This window comes from Bacillus sp. R45, from assembly GCF_021729365.1.
GTDB lineage: Bacteria > Bacillota > Bacilli > Bacillales > Bacillaceae > Bacillus > Bacillus velezensis.
This window is the reverse complement of the sequence record NZ_CP091421.1, coordinates 1,405,480-1,423,977: the sequence shown is the minus strand read 5'-3', so window position 1 is coordinate 1,423,977 and position 18,498 is coordinate 1,405,480. Positions and strand designations below refer to the sequence as shown.

Annotated in this window: 4 protein-coding genes; all 4 read right to left on the bottom strand. The window is 42.9% G+C overall.

The features are described from left to right. Nucleotides 1-377: 377 nt before the first annotated feature. Genes L3V45_RS07205 through L3V45_RS07190 form a run of 4 tightly spaced genes read right to left on the bottom strand, consistent with a single transcriptional unit; the run spans nucleotide 378 to nucleotide 18,497 of the window. Nucleotides 378-1,469, bottom strand: coding sequence for a serine hydrolase domain-containing protein (locus tag L3V45_RS07205; protein ID WP_024085261.1), 1,092 nt, complete (start codon nucleotides 1,467-1,469; stop codon nucleotides 378-380). A gap of 32 nt (nucleotides 1,470-1,501) precedes the next feature. After that, nucleotides 1,502-5,356: an alpha/beta fold hydrolase gene (locus tag L3V45_RS07200; protein WP_236837324.1), complete on the bottom strand. Its 3,855-nt coding sequence runs from the start codon at nucleotides 5,354-5,356 to the stop codon at nucleotides 1,502-1,504. 50 nt (nucleotides 5,357-5,406) lie between these two features. Beyond that, nucleotides 5,407-12,786 carry an SDR family NAD(P)-dependent oxidoreductase gene (locus L3V45_RS07195; RefSeq protein WP_236837323.1) on the bottom strand — a complete coding sequence of 2,460 codons (7,380 nt, stop codon included), beginning with the start codon at nucleotides 12,784-12,786 and terminating at the stop codon, nucleotides 5,407-5,409. Then, nucleotides 12,786-18,497 (bottom strand): type I polyketide synthase, encoded by a 5,712-nt coding sequence (locus L3V45_RS07190; RefSeq protein ID WP_336885295.1) that lies wholly within the window; start codon nucleotides 18,495-18,497, stop codon nucleotides 12,786-12,788. Before L3V45_RS07190 ends, L3V45_RS07195 begins: the two co-directional genes overlap by 1 nt. Between the last annotated feature and the right edge of the window lies 1 nt (nucleotide 18,498).

Sequence of the window (18,498 nt, the reverse complement as noted above, 5' to 3'; positions counted from 1 at the left end):
ATTAATCATTCAGAAATTCACATAGCGCTTAAGCAAAGATAATGACGTTTAAACTGTACTAATAAAAAAAGATTTTTTATTAGTACAATATGATCAACAACCATAGTTTACAGTAATTAAACAAAGCCGTCAATTATTTATAACCTTATTTTGAAACCGCTTATAAAACTTAAGATCATACTGCGTCAAACTGTACTATAAAAGACTTTAAACTGTATTATAAAAACGCTCTACTGTACTATAATTAAAAAAAATTACAAAGAGTAAATTAAGTTATTTAACTTTGAGGGCGGGCTTTGAGAAGGTGCCGCGGGATAAAAACGGGCAGTTAGCAATCGTCCCGCCTGCCGGACAGGCGGGACGATGCTTTTGTCTAATTATTCAATACCCGCCCACACGATATTCAGCGGCGTCAGTACGGCATGAGGATGAAACTCGGAAATCGGAGTGAAAAATACATACGTAAAATCTTCGGCTGGATCAGAAAACATGCCGCACCAACCCATTCCAAGATGTGAGAACGTGCCTTCTGTCATGAAATAATGGTCACCGGCCGGCCACAAATTAATGCCTAAACCAAAGCCGCCCTCCTCTCTTGGCGCTCCGAAGAAGTAAAAAGGAAGACCGGGCTTTATTTGATTTCTCAGCATGGCCTCGACTGTTTTTCTTCCAAGCAGCTTCTTATCTTTCAATCTGCCTTTATTTCTAAACATTTCAGCTAACTTCCAAATATCTTCCAATGAAGAGTACAGACCGCTTGTCGCTTTATTCGGAAAATACGGGTGATGACTTTTTTCCAGCTGTACGCACTCGTGCTCATTGATCACACAAACTTCTTCTTTTAAAGCATCAGGCACATAAAAAAACGTTCTTTCTAATCCGAGCGCTTCAATAATATGCTTTGTTACATACTGTTCGTAGGACATGCCTGTTACTTTGGAAATAATGATGCCAAGTATGACAAAGCCGGTTCTGGAATAGTTCCATGCTTCATCCACTCCGTACTCTAAAGGCGTACTGACCAGATAGCTTATCCATTCTTCCTCATTCGTTAAGTCAATGCCTTCAGCCTTTTGAATATCCAGCTCAAAACTTAATCCCGCCGTATGAGTCAAAAGGTGTAAAATTTTAATGTCTCCGAAACCCGGTTTATCAAATGCAGGCAAAATGAGCTTGACCGGCATTTTCAGATCGAGCAGACCTTTTTCGACGAGCTGCATGACGGCTGCAGCGGTAAACACTTTTGTCAAAGAACCGATTTCTCTGATTGTATCAAGCTGAAATGTTTGCTTTTCTTTTTGTCCGCCGGTAAATTCCCCTAACGACTCAGCCGCAAAAACCTCGCCTCCTCTTGATATCATATAACTCGCACATTGCAGATCTCCATTGTCTATCATCGTCTGATAATGGCTGTTAAGAGCGTTAATTTGTTTCATATCAAATGCCGGATTGCTTATTGTTTGTTTCATTGTTTTCTCCCCCTGTACTGTATGTATCGTTTTCATCCCTTACTTACTGATTTCTTGATGAATTCTGACACCGCTTTATTAAATTCTTCCGGGTGTGTGATGTTCGGAAGATGCCCCGCTCCCTTAATTTTCTTTAATTCTGCATTGCTCAGCAGTTTCTTCAGCCTTTTTGTTTCTTTCTGATCAACTACGCTTTCCTTCTCACCCGTAAGGATAAGCGTTCTTGTATGAATGTCTTTTAAAAAGCCGATCGTAGAATAGCCTTCTTGTTGATGTATCTTCATAAAACGTTCAATAGAAGCATTTAAGAATTGATTCCTGTATAAACTTTCATATTCATGCGATTTTCCTATAGCTATAAAATCATTTTTCAGTTTTTCCTCAACACTGCTTTCAGGGTCTTCTTCGTATTCGGTGTAACTTCCGGAAAGAATGAGTGTTTTTACTTTTTCAGGGTATTCATAGGCTATCCTCTGTCCTATCATGCCTCCCCAAGAAGCTGCCGCAATGTGGATCGGCCAAGCAACCCCTATCTCGTTCAGCACTTCAATAAAAGTCTGAGCCAGCCCGCTCAGTGTAAAATCGGCGCTCCCCTCACTCAGCCCGTAACCCGGTGTGTGGATGACAATTACATTAAATTGGTCTGCCCACTCCTTCATTTGTTCTTTCCACATGTAAGCAGTGGTAGCAAAACCGCAAATCAGTAAAATTGTTTCACCCTTACCGCTCATCAATATTTCCATATGCCGGGCATTTTCTGTGTTAGCCAGAAAATGAACGGTTTCCGTTTCTTCTGTCTGGTAAAAAGCGATGAGTTTTTTTGCGGCATCGCTTTGATCGTGCTGAAGGGCTCCTTTCTTCAGTCTGCTCCAATAATGCAAATAATCGTCTAGATGACGATTGGAAGCTGTGCCGAGTATTCGGAAAGGACTTTCAGCTTCTTCTTCCGTAACGATTGACGAAGCATCAAAATCGGCTGCAATCGCTGAATCTCTTACCAGAGGCGGTGCTGAACGGGCGGATAACGGATTGAAATTATTTTGTATTTTTTCTTTTTCTCCGTATAACACGATCAGCTGGTGGCCTTGGCCGAGAAGCGAGTGTTCAAAAGCTTTGATTCCGGCAGTATTTTCTAATGGGTGAAGTCCGTACTCGGTTTTCATAATGTCTTGAATGCCGGGATCAACTGACATGCCTCCGTCTTTCCAGAAAGGCCAATTTACAGCGATGGTTTTTCCTGATCTCTCCCCCTCCTTTCTCATACATTCCCTCCACTCGGCAAAATGCTCCAGAAAACGATTGGCGTAGGCGTAATCGGCTTGACCCAGACTTCCGATTTCTGAAGAGATGGAAGAAAACAAAACAAAAAAGTCTAAAGGCATATTTCTGAGCGCTTCATCCAAATGAATCACACCATTGACCTTTGATTGCAGCACCGCCTGAGCTTCCGCGTCTGTTTTATTCAGAATGAAAGAGTCTTTTAACACGCCTGCACTGTAAATGACCCCGTTGATTTCGGAATAATCAGCATGAATTTTTTCCGCTAAATTGATGACCTGCTGTTTATCTGACATGTCAGCCTGGATGTAAGAAATGTTTGCCCCGTCATATCGGATGCTGTCTAATTTTTCTTCCATTTCTGCTGTCATTTTCGATCGTCCGGCAATGATAACGCTGGCTCCGTGATTTGCATAAATAAACGCTGAAATAATCCAGCCGATGCCGCTTAACCCTCCGATGATGAGATACACTCCGTTTTTTACAAACTTTGCGGCCTTTTGCCCTGGTTGCAGCGAAGCATCTTTGTATGCTGTCACCCGCCTTTTTTGATCGCCGTCATATTTCACAGCCTCATGATGTCCGGCACTTAATTCATTGAGAAGCAAAGATGCTTTTTCAATGGTTTGTCTTGAAGAAATCTCAACCGTTTTACACTTTATATTCGGCTGCTCCGCATTAAGCGTTTTAAAAAAGCCTCCAATCGCGGCGTAAATCGGATTTGTATATTGATCCTTGTCATGTACGTACAAAAGGTTGATGTTATCTTTTATTTTTTGACGGATCAACGCTTTGCTTAAATAAAGGATTGAATAAAAGCTGTGAGTCAAATCTAACGCTGCCTCAGTATAAGCTTTTTTTGACAGGTAATGAATGATTGACGCCGGAGACGCTCCGGACTTTTTCATATCATCTAACAGTCTGGTGTAATGAGCAGACTGCTCCGGATTAAATTTATAATGCTTTTCATTTACCATTTCATATTCAGCGGCGGCTTCCGCATAAATAACATTTTCACTGCCGATGTACTTTCGGATTTCATCACTCAATGAACTGCCGAAATCGAAAATCAATGTATTTTCCTTAGGCACTTCTCCGGACTTTAATGGCGATTCTATCCATTCTTTTTGTAAATATAAAGATTCAAGCATCGGCTTTTCAGACGGCTCTTTCGTTTGCGTTTTTTCTTTAAAAGCTGCGGCCGGCGTATTACGCACATCATATTTTTCTTCTAAATAAGCTGCTAAATCATGAATATTGTTATAATCAAAAAGCAATGTCGGATACAGTTGTGTATCTAATCTTTCCTCGAGCATTTTCGATATATGAAGCAGCTGTTTTGAGTCAAGACCCAGTTCGTAAAAAGATTGATGTTTGTCCGCTTTATTTGGCGGCGTGTTTGTCACATCTCCAATAATGGATGACAGCTCATCTGTTAATGTTTTTTGACTGTCTTGGTGCTGAACTGTATCAGAGATAGAGTCTGTAACGCGAGCTCCGTATTTCTCCTGCAGATATTCCGTCAATTCACCGATTGTGGAGTAATCAAATAATAAAGTCGGGTACAGCTTTGAACCTAACAACAGTTCTAATTTTTTGGATAAGTCTAATAATTGTTTAGAATCCAAGCCCATCTCGTAAAAGGAAATATCATTCTTCACCGTTTCAGCAGGCTTTTCAATCATGCCGGCTATCTCTTGGATTAAATTATTTCTGATCATTTCTTTATTGTTCGTTACGCTGCCGACCTCTTTAGCTTTTTGGGAATGCTCCAGCCTTTGTATTGATTTTTCATTTCTGACTCTTTTCACACCGAATCGCTCATAATAAAAAGCAAGCTCTCCATCAGGCCTGTATACTTCTATGTCCGCATATAAAATGTCTTTAGAAGGCGGCTGCGTTATACTGTTTTTATCAATATACACAAAACAAGACCCGGTTGTTTTATGCAGTGCCCGGAATGTCTCAATATATATAGGGATAAACGCATTTGTTCCTTCATCCGGCAAGTCTGATGTAAGGATTCCCAACAGGCTGAGAGATCCATCCAAAAATGCGGGATGCATATAAAAGTCATTTGTATATTCTTTTGAAAGTCCGCTTAAACTGACCTCTCCCAGAATATAATTTTCACCTTCATATACTGTACCTTCCAATTTCATAAAATCTTTATGAATCAGGCCGCCCCTGCGCAAATTACGATAGGCGGCTTCAGCATTCGAAGTCCGGACGGCCCCTTTCTTTAATGCTTCGATTGAAATTGTCTTTTCGTCTATCGCATTTTTTCTTATGATTTCCGCCTGCAAGTTGACTGACGCTTCACCTTCCGCCTTTTCAGCGACCCATTTCCTGCTTGTTGTTTCAACAAGCCAGCCGTTTTCTTGTTCCGTAAACTGGAAGGTGACTTTTTTATCAAAATGGACTGACGTCGCAACAGGTTCACGGAATAAAACATGTTTGATTTCAAAACTTCGGGGTGATATCCCTTTCTCAGCTAAAAATCGTGTTATTAAATCCAGATACGTTACGCCGGGTATCGTACGCACTTGATGAAGGACATGGTCTGAAACAATATAATCGTCATGTTTGACTAATACGCTGAACCTCATGCAACTCGACAACCTTTCTTCTTTTACAAAGTAAAGAAACAGAGCAGGTGCTACTCTGTTTCATCAATAATTTCAAGAAGCCGTTTTTTATTCTGTTTGATTTGTTTTTTTCGATTTGAATCCGGCCAGTACTCTTTTCTGACAAACTCGGCAGGCGGCAGCGGAGTTCTGACGGAATGATATGAATCATCCAGGCCGCTTACCAAAAGGTGGGCGTTTGTTCCGCCGAAACCGAAAGCGCTGATGCCCGCCCTCCGTTTTCCATCCTTCCAGCTTCTCAGTTCTGTATTCGGATAAAAAGGCGACTTTTCAAATTCAAAGCGGGGATTTGGCGTTTCACAATTCAATGTAGGCGGAATTTCCTTATGCCATATTGATAAAATCACTTTAATGAAACTTGCCGCTCCGGCGGCGCTTAATAAGTGTCCGATATTGGTTTTTACACTTCCTACTCCGCAAAATTGCGTTTTGTTTGTGTCTCTTCGGAATACTTTTGTCAGAGCCTGAAGCTCAATCGGATCTCCAATCATCGTGCCTGTGCCGTGAGTTTCGACGTAGCTGACTGATCCGGGAGTGATATCGGCTTTTTCAAATGCATCTTGAATAACCTGCTCTTGAAGCTTAGGATTCGGAGTCGTAATCCCCATTGTCGCACCGTCGTTATTAATAGCTGATGCTTCAATGATACCGTATATCCGATCTCCGTCAGCTTTTGCTTTCTCCAGCGGTTTTAACAGAACAGCGCCAAAACCCTCTCCGGGTACAAAGCCGTTTGCCCTTTCATCAAAAGTAAAACACTGACCGTCCGGCGAAAGAGCTCCTCCTTCTGTTAACATCAGGTAAGGAATTTCATCCAAAAGCAGATCCGCCCCTCCTGCCAGCGCCATTTCTGAATCACCGTTTTTTATGCTTTGGCAGGCTAAATGAATGCTGACTAATGAAGAAGAACAAGCGGTATCAGACACCATGCTTGGACCGTGAAAATTAAAGAAATGCGACACATGTGAAGCAATAAAGTTTTGACTAAGCCCGACGATGTGGCTGCTGCTTTCTTTCGGCAGTTTGTGACCGTAGCCGCCCATTCTGGAACCGACAAATACGCCGACTTTTTTTCCCGATAATTCTGTTTCTTCATAACCGGCATCACGTACAGTCTGTACACTCGTTTCTAAGAAATGTCTTATCAGCGGATCCGTTTGGATGGCTTTCTCCTCTTCCATACGGAAATACTCCGGATCGAAGCTGCCGATTCCATTAATAAATCCTCCCCATTTGCTGATGCTTTTTCCCTTTTGCTGCACCGGAGAGTAATGTTCTTCTATATTCCACCGGGAATCAGGTACTTCTTTAATATGATTCTTCCCTTTTCTCAGATTGTCCCAAAATTCCTCTTTATCAGCCGCGCCCGGAAACTTACATCCGATTCCGATAACAGCTATCTTTGCAGTGGAAGCCGTCTGCGGTTCTGTATTTCGGCTCGTCACAGACTGCATATCATGCTGATTGCTGCTTTGAGAATCAGTCTGTTCGATTTGTTTTTTCAACGGCGGCGCCGTCTTACCGATATATTCCGCGAGACCATGAATCGTGTTGTGTTCAAGAAGCACAGTAGGGTCGATTTTTTTCTGAATCATTGCTTCTATACGATGTATAATGCTGACAAGAAGTATAGAATCCACACCGTATTCCTGAAAATCCGTATTTGGGTTAAGCTTTTCAAGGGGTATGCTCAATTCCTCGGCAAATACGGCAGAAAGTTCACTGACAAGCCCTTCTGAATGATCAAAAGTGCCGGGAGTCTCCTGTCTTCGGGTTGGAAATGAAGCCTTGCCGGTTTTATTGATGTTCAGGAGACTGTCTGCATGAAACACTGTTCCTTTTTTCACGATAGGAATGATATTGGCCGATTTTTTCTCCAGTGCATGATACAAAATCGCCAGTCCTTCCCGCGTGGATAGAGAGTCCAATCCCAATTCATCATATAAAGGACTCGTCACTGTACCCATTCCGACTTCTTTCCAGCTCGGCCAATTGATGGACGTGAAATACGTTCTCCCCTTTTGAAAATGATAAGCCGCGAAATAGTCCATATATGCATTTGCAGACGCGTAATCAGTCATTCCTTTCGACAGTTTGGGTGACTGTGCTGCAATTGATGAAAACAGAATAAAGAAATCCAGCGGCCTATTATTAAAAATCCGCTCCAAATTCTGAAGTCCAGTGACTTTCGGCCCGTACACCGTCTTAAATTCACTCATTCTTTTATGAATAAAGGCCGGATTTCCGCCGCTGTGCAGTCCGGCACAGTGTATGACACCGCTAATATCTTTAAATTCAAGGCTTACTTGGTGAAAGAATGAACGAAGCTTCTCTTCATTTGTGAGAGAGCCGCTGTAATACAGATAGTCGACACCTTTTTCTTCAAAACTTTGAAACAGTTTTATATTGCTGATTGTCTTTTCGTCCTGTCTGCCCTCTTTCAGCAAATGATCCCATTCACTTCGCAAAGGTAATGGACGCGTACCCGTCAGCACGAGTTTTTTCACTCCCCGTTTCACCAAATCTTCAGCTATTGCTCTGCCAATGCCCCCTGTCCCGCCGGTAATGACGATGGCTTTATCCGCAGGAAATGAAACCGGCCCGCCGGTATGGATTCTTTCTTCTTCAAAATACGGAACATACCTGACGCCGCTGCGGTAGCATACTTCATTCTCTCCTGTACATTGCGCCCTTTCAATCTCAAAGATTTGTTTCAGCTTATGCGTTTCTTTCATGCTGTCTATATCTATTGTTTTCACATGAACAAAGCCGTATTCCGCAGAAAGGGCTTTCAGAAAAGCCGCTGATTCTGCACCCGTCAGCTTTGGTTTTTCCGCTTTAAATACCTGCAAGCCATTGGTTAGTTGTAAAATGGATAATGGTGTTTCCTTTTTACTCCGCTTAATTATTTCTTGTATAAATAAGAATTTACCATATGGGATGCCGTTCTGATTTTCACTCTGGTTTCCGATATCTGAGAAATCAAATATATTTTCGACCTGCCGCTCACCGCCCGAGAAGATCTCACAGATAACGTCGTATGCGTGGGTTTCATCTAATAAAGAACACTCAAACATTTGATCAGAGTGTTTTATAAATGAAGAGTGATGTTTTATGACAATCAGATTCTCCTGATCTATATCCGGACAAATGGTGCGGGCAATTGATTCTGTGTCTTGATTCACAAATGCGACTGTCAGTCCGTACTCTTTTGTTTCGGATGGATTTACAAACGGATTCTCCCTCCATTTTTTTTGCAAGTGATGTTGAGAAGAATGCTGAGGGATCTCTGCCTTCTCAGTCCTGGACGGAACCCAATAACGTTCTTTTGCAAACGGATAAGTCGGAATTGAGATCCGTTTACCCGGCTGCTGTAAATGTTGATGAACGGATTTCCAGTCGATATCCGCCCCCCAAACCCATAATTGAGCCAGCTTTTCCGCTTCACCGTTCTCAATAATGGTCTTTACAAACAATTCGCCTGCTCTGCCTTCCGTTAACGCCTTCATTTTTTCAGCAAATGCATCTGATTGCTGATTAACATATACGCCTGGAACTTGCTTGTCACCGCGGCAAAACTGAGATAATTTATCTTTCATTTCTTTAAGAGAGGTACCGGTAATCGCCGCTCTGGCCTCCATCGCTTCTCTGCCCGATTGTGTAGTGTATGCCAGATCCCGTAAAACGACGCTTTCCGATTGGCCGCCTTCCATCACTTCATTCGGGAACATGTCTCTTATCGCTCCGGCATATTCCTTCAGTAAGTATTCAGTAACCGCTTGAATGGAGGGGCAATCCGTTAATTCATACATCGTGAGTTCAATATGAAACATTTCGTTAATAAAATCCGCCATCCGGCTTAATTCCAAAGGACCTACGCCAAATTCACTCAGGTGATCAGAAATATTAATTTCTTCCGGATGAATATGAAGCAATTCCGAAACAAACGGTTTGAGTACTTCATTCACCTTTTCTTTCATATCAGGCTGTTTATCCTTTACTTCAGGACTTAGTGAACGCTGAATAAAATCTTTCATGTTTTCGGCATACTCAAGAAGACGTTCATTGTCTTTGGCAGATAACAGGACAATATGCGGTTCGTTCTCAACATGTTCTGTTGAGACGTTTGTTTCTTCATATTCTTCTATAATGATATGAACATTCGTTCCTCCCGCTCCGAATGAGCTGATTCCCGCTCTTCTCGGAACAGTTACTGTTTTTCCGTTTTCCTGCAGTTTCGGTTTCTTCCAGTCTTGCAATGACCGCTGTACATAAAAGGGAGATGCTTTAAAATCAATATTTGGATTCAACGTCTCTGCATGTATGGAAGGAAACAGTTTTTTCAGTTTCATTTGCAAAAGAACCTTTGTCAAACCGGCAATTCCCGCTGCGGCCTCAAGATGACCGATATTTGATTTGACAGAACCGATTGAACAATATTGAGTATGCTCCGTAAATTCCCGAAACGCTTTTGTTAATCCGGTGATCTCAATCGGGTCTCCCAGAGAAGTTCCCGTTCCGTGAGCTTCAATATAACTAATTGTACGAGGGTCAATACAAGCTTTCTGAAGCGCGTCCTGTATCAGTTCAGTCTGACCATTTGGATTAGGAACCGTAAAACCGTTTGTTCTCCCTCCGTGATTGACCGCTGTCGCTTTAATCAGCGCATAAATATGATCTCCGTCCCTTACCGCTTCCGCCGCCGGCTTTAAAAGTACGGAGCCCACTCCTTCTCCCGGTACATAACCGTCACCGCCCTCGCCGAATGTACGGCATCGGCCATCACTTGCAAAGAAGCGGCTTTGATTTAATAATGTATATTTATTCGGATGAAGCGTAAGATTGACCCCGCCCGCAACAGCAAGTGTGCTTTCTCCTCTTCGTATACTTTCACAGGCTAAGTGAATGGCGTTAAGAGAGGATGAACACATTGTATCCACCGCCATACTCGGCCCCTTAAAATTAAAGAAATACGATATTCTGTTTGCTATTGCAGAAAATGGAGACCCGACGGCCAGTTCATTTCCTTTAAGTGATTCTTCAACGCCGAAAAATTGATAGCTTCCATATGTGACGCCTGCAAATACTCCGACCTTTTTGCGGGTCAGATCTGAAGGTTTATAACCCGCATCCTCTATGGTATTGTACACTGTCTCTAAAAAGAGACGTTCCTGAGGATCAAGAAAAGCAGCTTCTTTCGGTGATATCCGGAAAAATAAAGGATCAAACCGGTCTGGATTTTTCAGAAAACCTCCCCACTTATAGCAGCTTCCCTCGAGCATTTCCTTCCGGTCATCAGGAATTTCGCTTACGCAATCCCGTCCATTCATCAGCACATTCTGGAACTCTCTGATGTTTTCCGCACCCGGATATCTGCCGCTGACACCGATAATGGCTATATCAGCAGAAAGGGGATCGGCCGCAATGTGCTCTTTTGAACCTTCTCCTTCAGAGCGTGCCGGCGCTTTTGTTTCCACTGGTTTTCTTTTTTGCTTTTTTTGATATGAAACAAGTTCAGATTTGCCGGCCGGGTTCAGCAGTTTCATCATTCGTTCGCTGTGATGACTCAGGAAATATTCGGCTAACTGCGATATGGAATGATATTCAAAAAATAATGTTTTCGACAATCTGCCGATACTTTGCTCCAGCTTTTTGGTCAGACGCATGATCATCACTGAATCAATGCCGTATTTCTCCAGGTATTGTTTTTCATCTATGAGTGAGGCCGGTAATTTCAATTCCTCTGACATTATATTTTTTAGATAGCTGATGATATTTTGTCTTAATTCATCGCTTTGTAAATCGGCATCTTCCTGCTGGTCTGAATGTAAGCTGATTGTGCCGGCACGCTTCAGCACATCCTCAATCTTTTCTTTTCGGCCTTTCAGGGCGATCAGCTGTTCAGATGATTGACACAAGCTGTTCTCCAGAGCCTCTATTCCGTCACCGTCATCTAGCGGGTCAAGGCCGAGTTCCTGTTTCATGTAGGATATTCCTTCATCGTCAATATTCATCCCGCCGGAAGTCCATAGCGGCCAATTGACTGACACCACCCTTTCGGCAGACTCTTTTGCGGTCATAACTGCTGCATACTGATCCAAAAAGGCATTGGCGAAAGCATAGTCACATTGGCCGGCTGATCCGAAGACTGCCGATGTGGATGAAAACAAGACAAGTAATTCAACTTTCATTTTTTTGATTTCTTCCGCCAGCCAGAGCGCGCCATAAACTTTCGAACTTGTGACTTGATCGATTTCTTCTTTTGTCTTTCTTAAGATAAAAGAGTCACGGAGTACGCCGGCACTGTGAAATACTCCATGTAAGGTGCCGAACTGCTCTTTTGCAAAAGCAAACATCCGTTCAGCATCACTTTGTTTTGAAACATCAGATCGGATATATTCAACTGTTGAACCTGAACTTCTTAAATATTCGATCTTTTTTTTCTGCTCTTCAGTTAAATCAGAGCGCCCTGTCAATATGAGATTCGCTTTCCATTTTTCCGACAGATGTTTTGCCAGTATATAACCGAGACCGCCCAGGCCTCCTGTAATCAGATAATTTTCATGATGTTTCAGCGGCTGGGTTAAATCGAATGAGCCGGCTTTATTATAGCTTTTCGTAAAACGTCTGCCGTTTTCATAGCGCACTTCAAAATGGAAATCCCGTTTTTCGTCACACTCTCTCTGATATATATCAGCTATTGCTGGAAGAGCGGCTCCCGCACCCTCTGATTGAGTGATATTGATAATCTGATAGTGAAAATTGGGGTGTTCCTGGTGAACGGTTTTCACCAATCCGCCGAGAGCATGATGCAGCGGCAGTTGTTCTTTATTCTGAGTTTGAAAAATATGCGTCAGTTTTATTATCTTTTTCCATTTTAATTCAATCAGCGCCTGTGTAATATACAGAAGAGAAAACAATCCGTTTTCCAATTGTTTCTGTATACCTCCCTTACTCATGTCAGCCTGAGAATCAGACCACAAGTGAAGAATCTTTTCGGGCGGCTGATAATGATCATGAATGTATCGGAACAGCTTTAGATAATCGTCTTTTTTCACGTGGTTCATACAAATCTTATCATCATGTAAAACAGCAAATTCTTCTCCGCGGATGACAAACAAGAGAGTGCAGTCCTTAAACAAACCGCTCAATTCTTGTATTTGCCGTTCATTTTCTGCAAAAATCAGGAGCAATCCCGTCAAGGGTACGCTCTTCGTACTCGGAATGAACGATTCTGTCCATTCCGGCTTGTAATATAAAAGAGGATGGTTCGATGCCCGTGATTTTTGATTCTGAATGGATGTCACACGGGCATAGCCTTCGTCAGCCGACATTTGTCCTGTTTGAATCAGATCAAGAATATCGCTGATTTGTTCACGTTTTCCGTTCATCATTCTTCCCCCATTAATTGTTTCAATACAGCCTTCTGATCAATATCATTGGTTTCCAATTGACGCAGGAGACGAATGAGTTCATCGTCCGTCTGAACAGTGTCTTTTTCATGATCATATCTGAATCTCACATCTCTGCACTCCGCCAGAATGCTTCCGTTTCCATCTGTAAATGTCATATGACACGTTACATCACGGCTGTTCTGCCGGTTCACTTTTTGAGTATAAACGTAAAAATTTTGAGCGAGAGGCTGATAGACATCCGCCGCTCCCATTCCGATCAATTCCGGGAAGGTTTCTCCGCTGACAAAAAATGCACTGGCTTGAATCGCGGACTCAAGCGCTTCAGGAGAAATCGTAAAATTTTCTCTTTTTGCATAAAGCTCATCCGGCATTGAATGAAGCGACAGCATTCCGTAACTGTTTTTCGCTGATTCAATGACAAAAGGCGCTTCAGCCGGATGTTCAGTCATTTCTGATTTGACTTCAGCAATATCAAGCGCTTCAGGAAGCATACCGCTTTCAGGCTTAACCATATGCGCATTTCCGCTGGCAAGACGTACTTTATTCTCATTTTTTGTGTTTGCATATATGTCAAACCGCGCAAAGTCACGCTCAGGCGTCAGCGTAATCATCAGTTCCCGTATATCTGTCATTCCGTTCATGCTTTCGTTCCACAATAAATCGGTCAATGTTTGAACTGGTTGTCCAAATGCCGCCGCTGCATTGACGATAGCCATTTCAGCCAAAGATGCATAAGGGAAAAAGGACACGTTTCCTTCAGACAGACTTAGTGCGAACGGATGATTACGGCTGATTTTTTTCGTGAAACTGAACTGATGAAAATCGGACGTGTTACTCCCCAAGAAAGGGTGACCCGTCTTACTCACATCCGCTGAAACAAGTGCTTCCCCTTTTTCCGCTATCCAATACCGCTGTTTGATCAGCGGTTGTCCCGGAATAGAAATCCTGCGGGCATTCCGATTCACCTCAAAAGTCTCCCAATCTATCTTTCTTCCATTTACCCATTTGGATGCTGCTTCGGCGTAATCTGAACAAACGTGAGGCATTTCATTGTGAACTTCTGATTCGAATGTATTACCGGTATGGCTCAAGCTGCTTTTTTCACCCCTGATATAAGCTGAAAGCTCTTCAGCAATGACCTGCCCGGAATCTGCCACTATCGCCAGCCGTTCTTCCATATGATCACGTCCCGTCTGAAGTGTATAGGCAATATCCTGAAGACGCAGTTTATGATTGTTATCCTTCGATTCATTTTCTGATAGAAAATCAGCCATAACCTTTGCATATTTTATCAGCCGTTGTTTGTCTTGAGCCGATAAAACAAAGATCACTCGGCCGCTTTGATGATCAAAAGCTTTTGGCGGTTCATACGCTTCCAATATAAGATGCGCGTTTGTTCCTCCTGCCCCAAAAGCGCTTACCCCGGCTCTCAAAGGATGAACAGCATGGCTGTTTTGCGGAATATTCCATTCAGCCGCTTTCCGCTGCACTTGAAAAGGAACCTGATCAAAATCTATAAACGGATTAACAATATCGGAATGCAGAGAAGGAACAAGCTGCTTATTCTTCATTTGGAGAAGCACTTTCGTTACCGCAGCGATTCCTGCCGCAGATTCTAAATGTCCGATATTGGATTTCACCGAACCGATGGCGCAAGGATGGTTCAATTGATAGGAATCTTTGAGTCCTTGAATTTCAATCGGATCGCCTAATGATGTCCCTGTTCCATGCGCTTCAATATAATTGACGGTGTTCGGATCAATGTCAGCTTTACGAAGCGCTTCTGAAATGACCTCCGCCTGCGCATCCGGATTCGGTATGGAATACCCGCTCGTCTTTCCTCCATGGTTAACGGCGCTTCCCTTAATCACGCCGTATATTTGATCTTGATCTTCTATTGCTTTTTTCAATGGTTTTAACAATACGGCTCCGACTCCCTCACCGGGAACGTAACCGCTTCCGTCTTTTCCAAAACTCCGGCATCTGCCGTCACTTGATAGAAACTGTCCCATGCTGAGGAACTTATATTTATTCGGATGTATTGACAAATTCACTCCGCCGGCTAATGCCACATCGCTCTCTCCGCAATGTATGCTTTGGCATGCGTAATGAATAGAGGTCAATGATGAAGAGCACATTGTATCCAGAGCCAAACTCGGACCTTTTAAATGAAAATAATAAGACACCCGATTGGCAATTGAAGAATAGACGGAAGCCGGCGAGAAAGCCGCTCCGTTTTCTTCTCCTTCAAATAGTTGATATTGGCCCCACATTGCACCGACAAATACACCGACTTTCATCTTTTCCAGCATGTTTCTCGGGTACCCTGAGTCTTCAAAACAATTTTTGGCCGTTTCTAAAAAGAGCCTTTCCTGGGGATCCATAAGTTCTGCTTCCCTTGGGGAAATATGAAAGAAAAGCGGATCAAATTGATCGGCTCCGCTGATAAAACCTCCCCACTTGCTGTAAGACTTCCCTTTCATATCTCTGTCTTCGCTGAAGAAATCATCTATATTCCAACGGTCAGGCGGGATTTCTGTAATACAATCTTTTCCGCTCTTTAAATTCTCCCAAAATTCAGGTAAGTCTTCAGCCATCGGATACTTTCCGCTTAAACCGATAATGGCAATGTCTTGATGCCTTGTATCAGCTGTTTCATTTATTTGGATCTCAGGGCTTTCATCCTCCTTGAAGGTATCTTGAAGTGCAGATTCCAATTTTTCTTTGTCACCTTCAAACACGATCAGCTGTGATGCGTTCAGAGAGAGTGAATCTTGAAAAGCTTTGATCCCATTGGTTTTACTAAGGGGAACCATACCGATTTTTTGTTTCATCCATTTTTCAGTTTGTTTATCCACTTTCATGCCGCCGTCTTCCCATAGGGGCCAGCCGATGGCTACTGAGACGCCGGAGCGTTCTTTTTTCCGCCTCATTCCTTCACGCCACTCAGCAAAAAGATCGATGAACCGGTTAGCCAATGCATAATCCGTCTGTCCGATATTCCCGTACATCGAGCTGCTTGATGAAAACATCACAAAGAAGTCCAAAGGTTCGGTTTGCAGCAAGCTGTCCAATAAGACCGTCCCATTTATTTTCGGAGCGATCACTTCCTGAATTTCATCTTTTGATTTTTGAATCAATAAAGCGTCGTGCGTCACACCGGCACTGTGTATCACACCGTTGATTTCTCCGAATTTCCTTTTAATAGTTTTTATGATTCGCTCTGCATCGCGGCTATCTGAAAAATCTCCTCTTATATATTGAACGGAAGAACCGCCTGCTTTCATTCGGCTGATTTTGTTCTTTTTGTCTTCCGTCAGTTCAGAACGGCCCGCTAAAATAATATTGGCTTTCGTTTGCGCTGCGATATGTTCTGCAAATATAAGGCCTAAGCCGCCGGCCCCTCCTGTAATCATGTATACTCCGTTTTCTTTAAAGGAGAAACTTGAGTTTTGAGCCGGTTCCGCTTCCCGTAAGGCACGGACCCAGCGCACATTTCCTTCATAATAAAGATCGGTTTCTCCCGGATGCGCTTCAGTTGATTCGCATCTGATGATTTCAGCTGTAAGAGCCGGCAACGATGTCTTGTCTGAAACTGATATCCCGATTGTCTTAAGGGCCAGTTTCGGGTTCTCAAGCAAAATAGACTGCCCTGCGCCATGGACTGAAGCGTAAAGCGGCTGATCATTTTTATGGTCCGCCGGATAAAGGAAAAGCGATACAACCTTTTTTTCCGCCTTGCTGCGCATCAATGCCCGGCTGAAAAAGAATAGCGGGTAAGCCCCTTTATAAAGCTGTTCACTTATTTTTTCCGGGCCGGCAAATGATCCTTCCGGCCACCCGTACACCACGGTGTCGGGCATTTGCCCCCTTTTTTTCAGATCAGCTGCAAGCCTGTCAAAGTGGGCTTCCTCCCTGTGATCTATCTCATAAACACCGTCTCCGTGATAGGAGAAACGATTCCCTGATAAAACGAGAATGATCTGTGTATTTTCGAATCCATTTTCAGCATTTTCCCGCATAAAATGAAAAAGCTCTCTGTCATATTGAAACAGCAGACATGTTCTTTTCTTTTTATTTCCGCAATGCGGGTCCCAAGCGGCAGCCTTTTGTCTCCAATACGGCGTTAAATAGGTCAGAGCCGTATGATTCTCTCCATGATGTAGAGGGAGGTCTTTGTCAACGGAAGTCTTTTCCCCGCTCTCCGCAAAATAATTTGCAAGTTTTTGAATCGTCGGATACTCAAACAATAAAGTAGGATACAGTTCCCTGCCTGTTTTCTCCTCCAATGCTTTTACGGCTTGCATAAGTGTGACGGAATCCAGGCCTTGTTCATAAAAACCTTTTACCACAGAGAGTGTTTCAGGGGCAGTCCCTTTGATGTCTGCGATCAGCTGCTGAATGTCTCCTTCTGTTATAAGAGCGGAAAGATTTTCGTTCTTACTTTCTTTCATGTCAGGCTTTTCAGCCGGTTGATTTTGCGTTAAGAAATAACTGGACATTTTTTGATTTTCTTTAATATACGCGGCGAGTTCCCGGATCGTTTTCTGCTCAAACAGGAGTGTAGGATACAGCTGTTCCCCTGTTTTGTTTTCAAGTTCTTTGACAATGGCAAGCAAAGAAGCGGAATCCAGGCCTTGTTCATAAAAACCAATGTCTGTCCTTATGTCACGCAGATCTATATTTGAAACCCCGGATATTAATTCTTTAAGGTGTGTCTCAATGCTTTCGCTTCGATCTATGATTGAATCTTTTCTCATCAGGCCGTCTTTTGGCTGAGAAGCCGCTTCAGTTTCTAAACGAGTCTGCTTCAGATTTTCAATTAAATCTTTTGAGCGAATATGTTTCACAGACAGCCGGGTAAAATAAGCGATCATCTCCCCGTGTGCATCGTACAAACCGTAACTGACTTGGATGACATCCCCTGAATCATGATTTTGGTCTTGCTTCTCTATGTACACATAACACCTGTCTTCCAGGCGCTTCGTCATACGGAAAGATTCAATATGAATGGGAATATACGTTTTCATCCGGCTTGCCGGAGATCCTTGTGTAAAATATTCGGGACATGCCTGATAAAGGATCGATATGATGGTAGACGCATCAAGAAAAGTGGGATGCAATTGAAAATAGCCGGTATATTGTTTGGCAATTTGGCTGAGCGACAACTCTGCAAGTACAGAATGATCAGACGCATAAACCTTCCCCAGACTCTTCATAAATTCAAAATGCTCTATCTCAACCTTTTTTAAATAGTCATAACATATCTCCATATCGGCTTCACGGACGGAGGCATGTTTGATTTCATCGATATGAATTGAACTCATGCTTTCCGGGAATTTCTGCATGAGCCTGCAGTTCATATTCTCATCCCAGCTTTCATCCAGAATCCGGTCATCTTTTACCTTTCTGCTCTTCGCCTGGATTCCCCATCCCTGTTCCAATCCCTGAAAACGGATGCGGATTTCTCTGTCAAAGGTATCCGATGTTGCTACAGGTTCCAAATACAAAATATTCTGACACTCGAGTTCTTCAATAGGCAAACCTTTACTCAGCGCCATACGGTATATCATATCTAAAAATGTGACACCGGGTATAATCCGGGTGCCATGCACCCGGTGATCCCTGACAATATAGTCCGTATGTTTAATTGTTAATGTGAACTGATAGTTTTGATTACTGGCCACC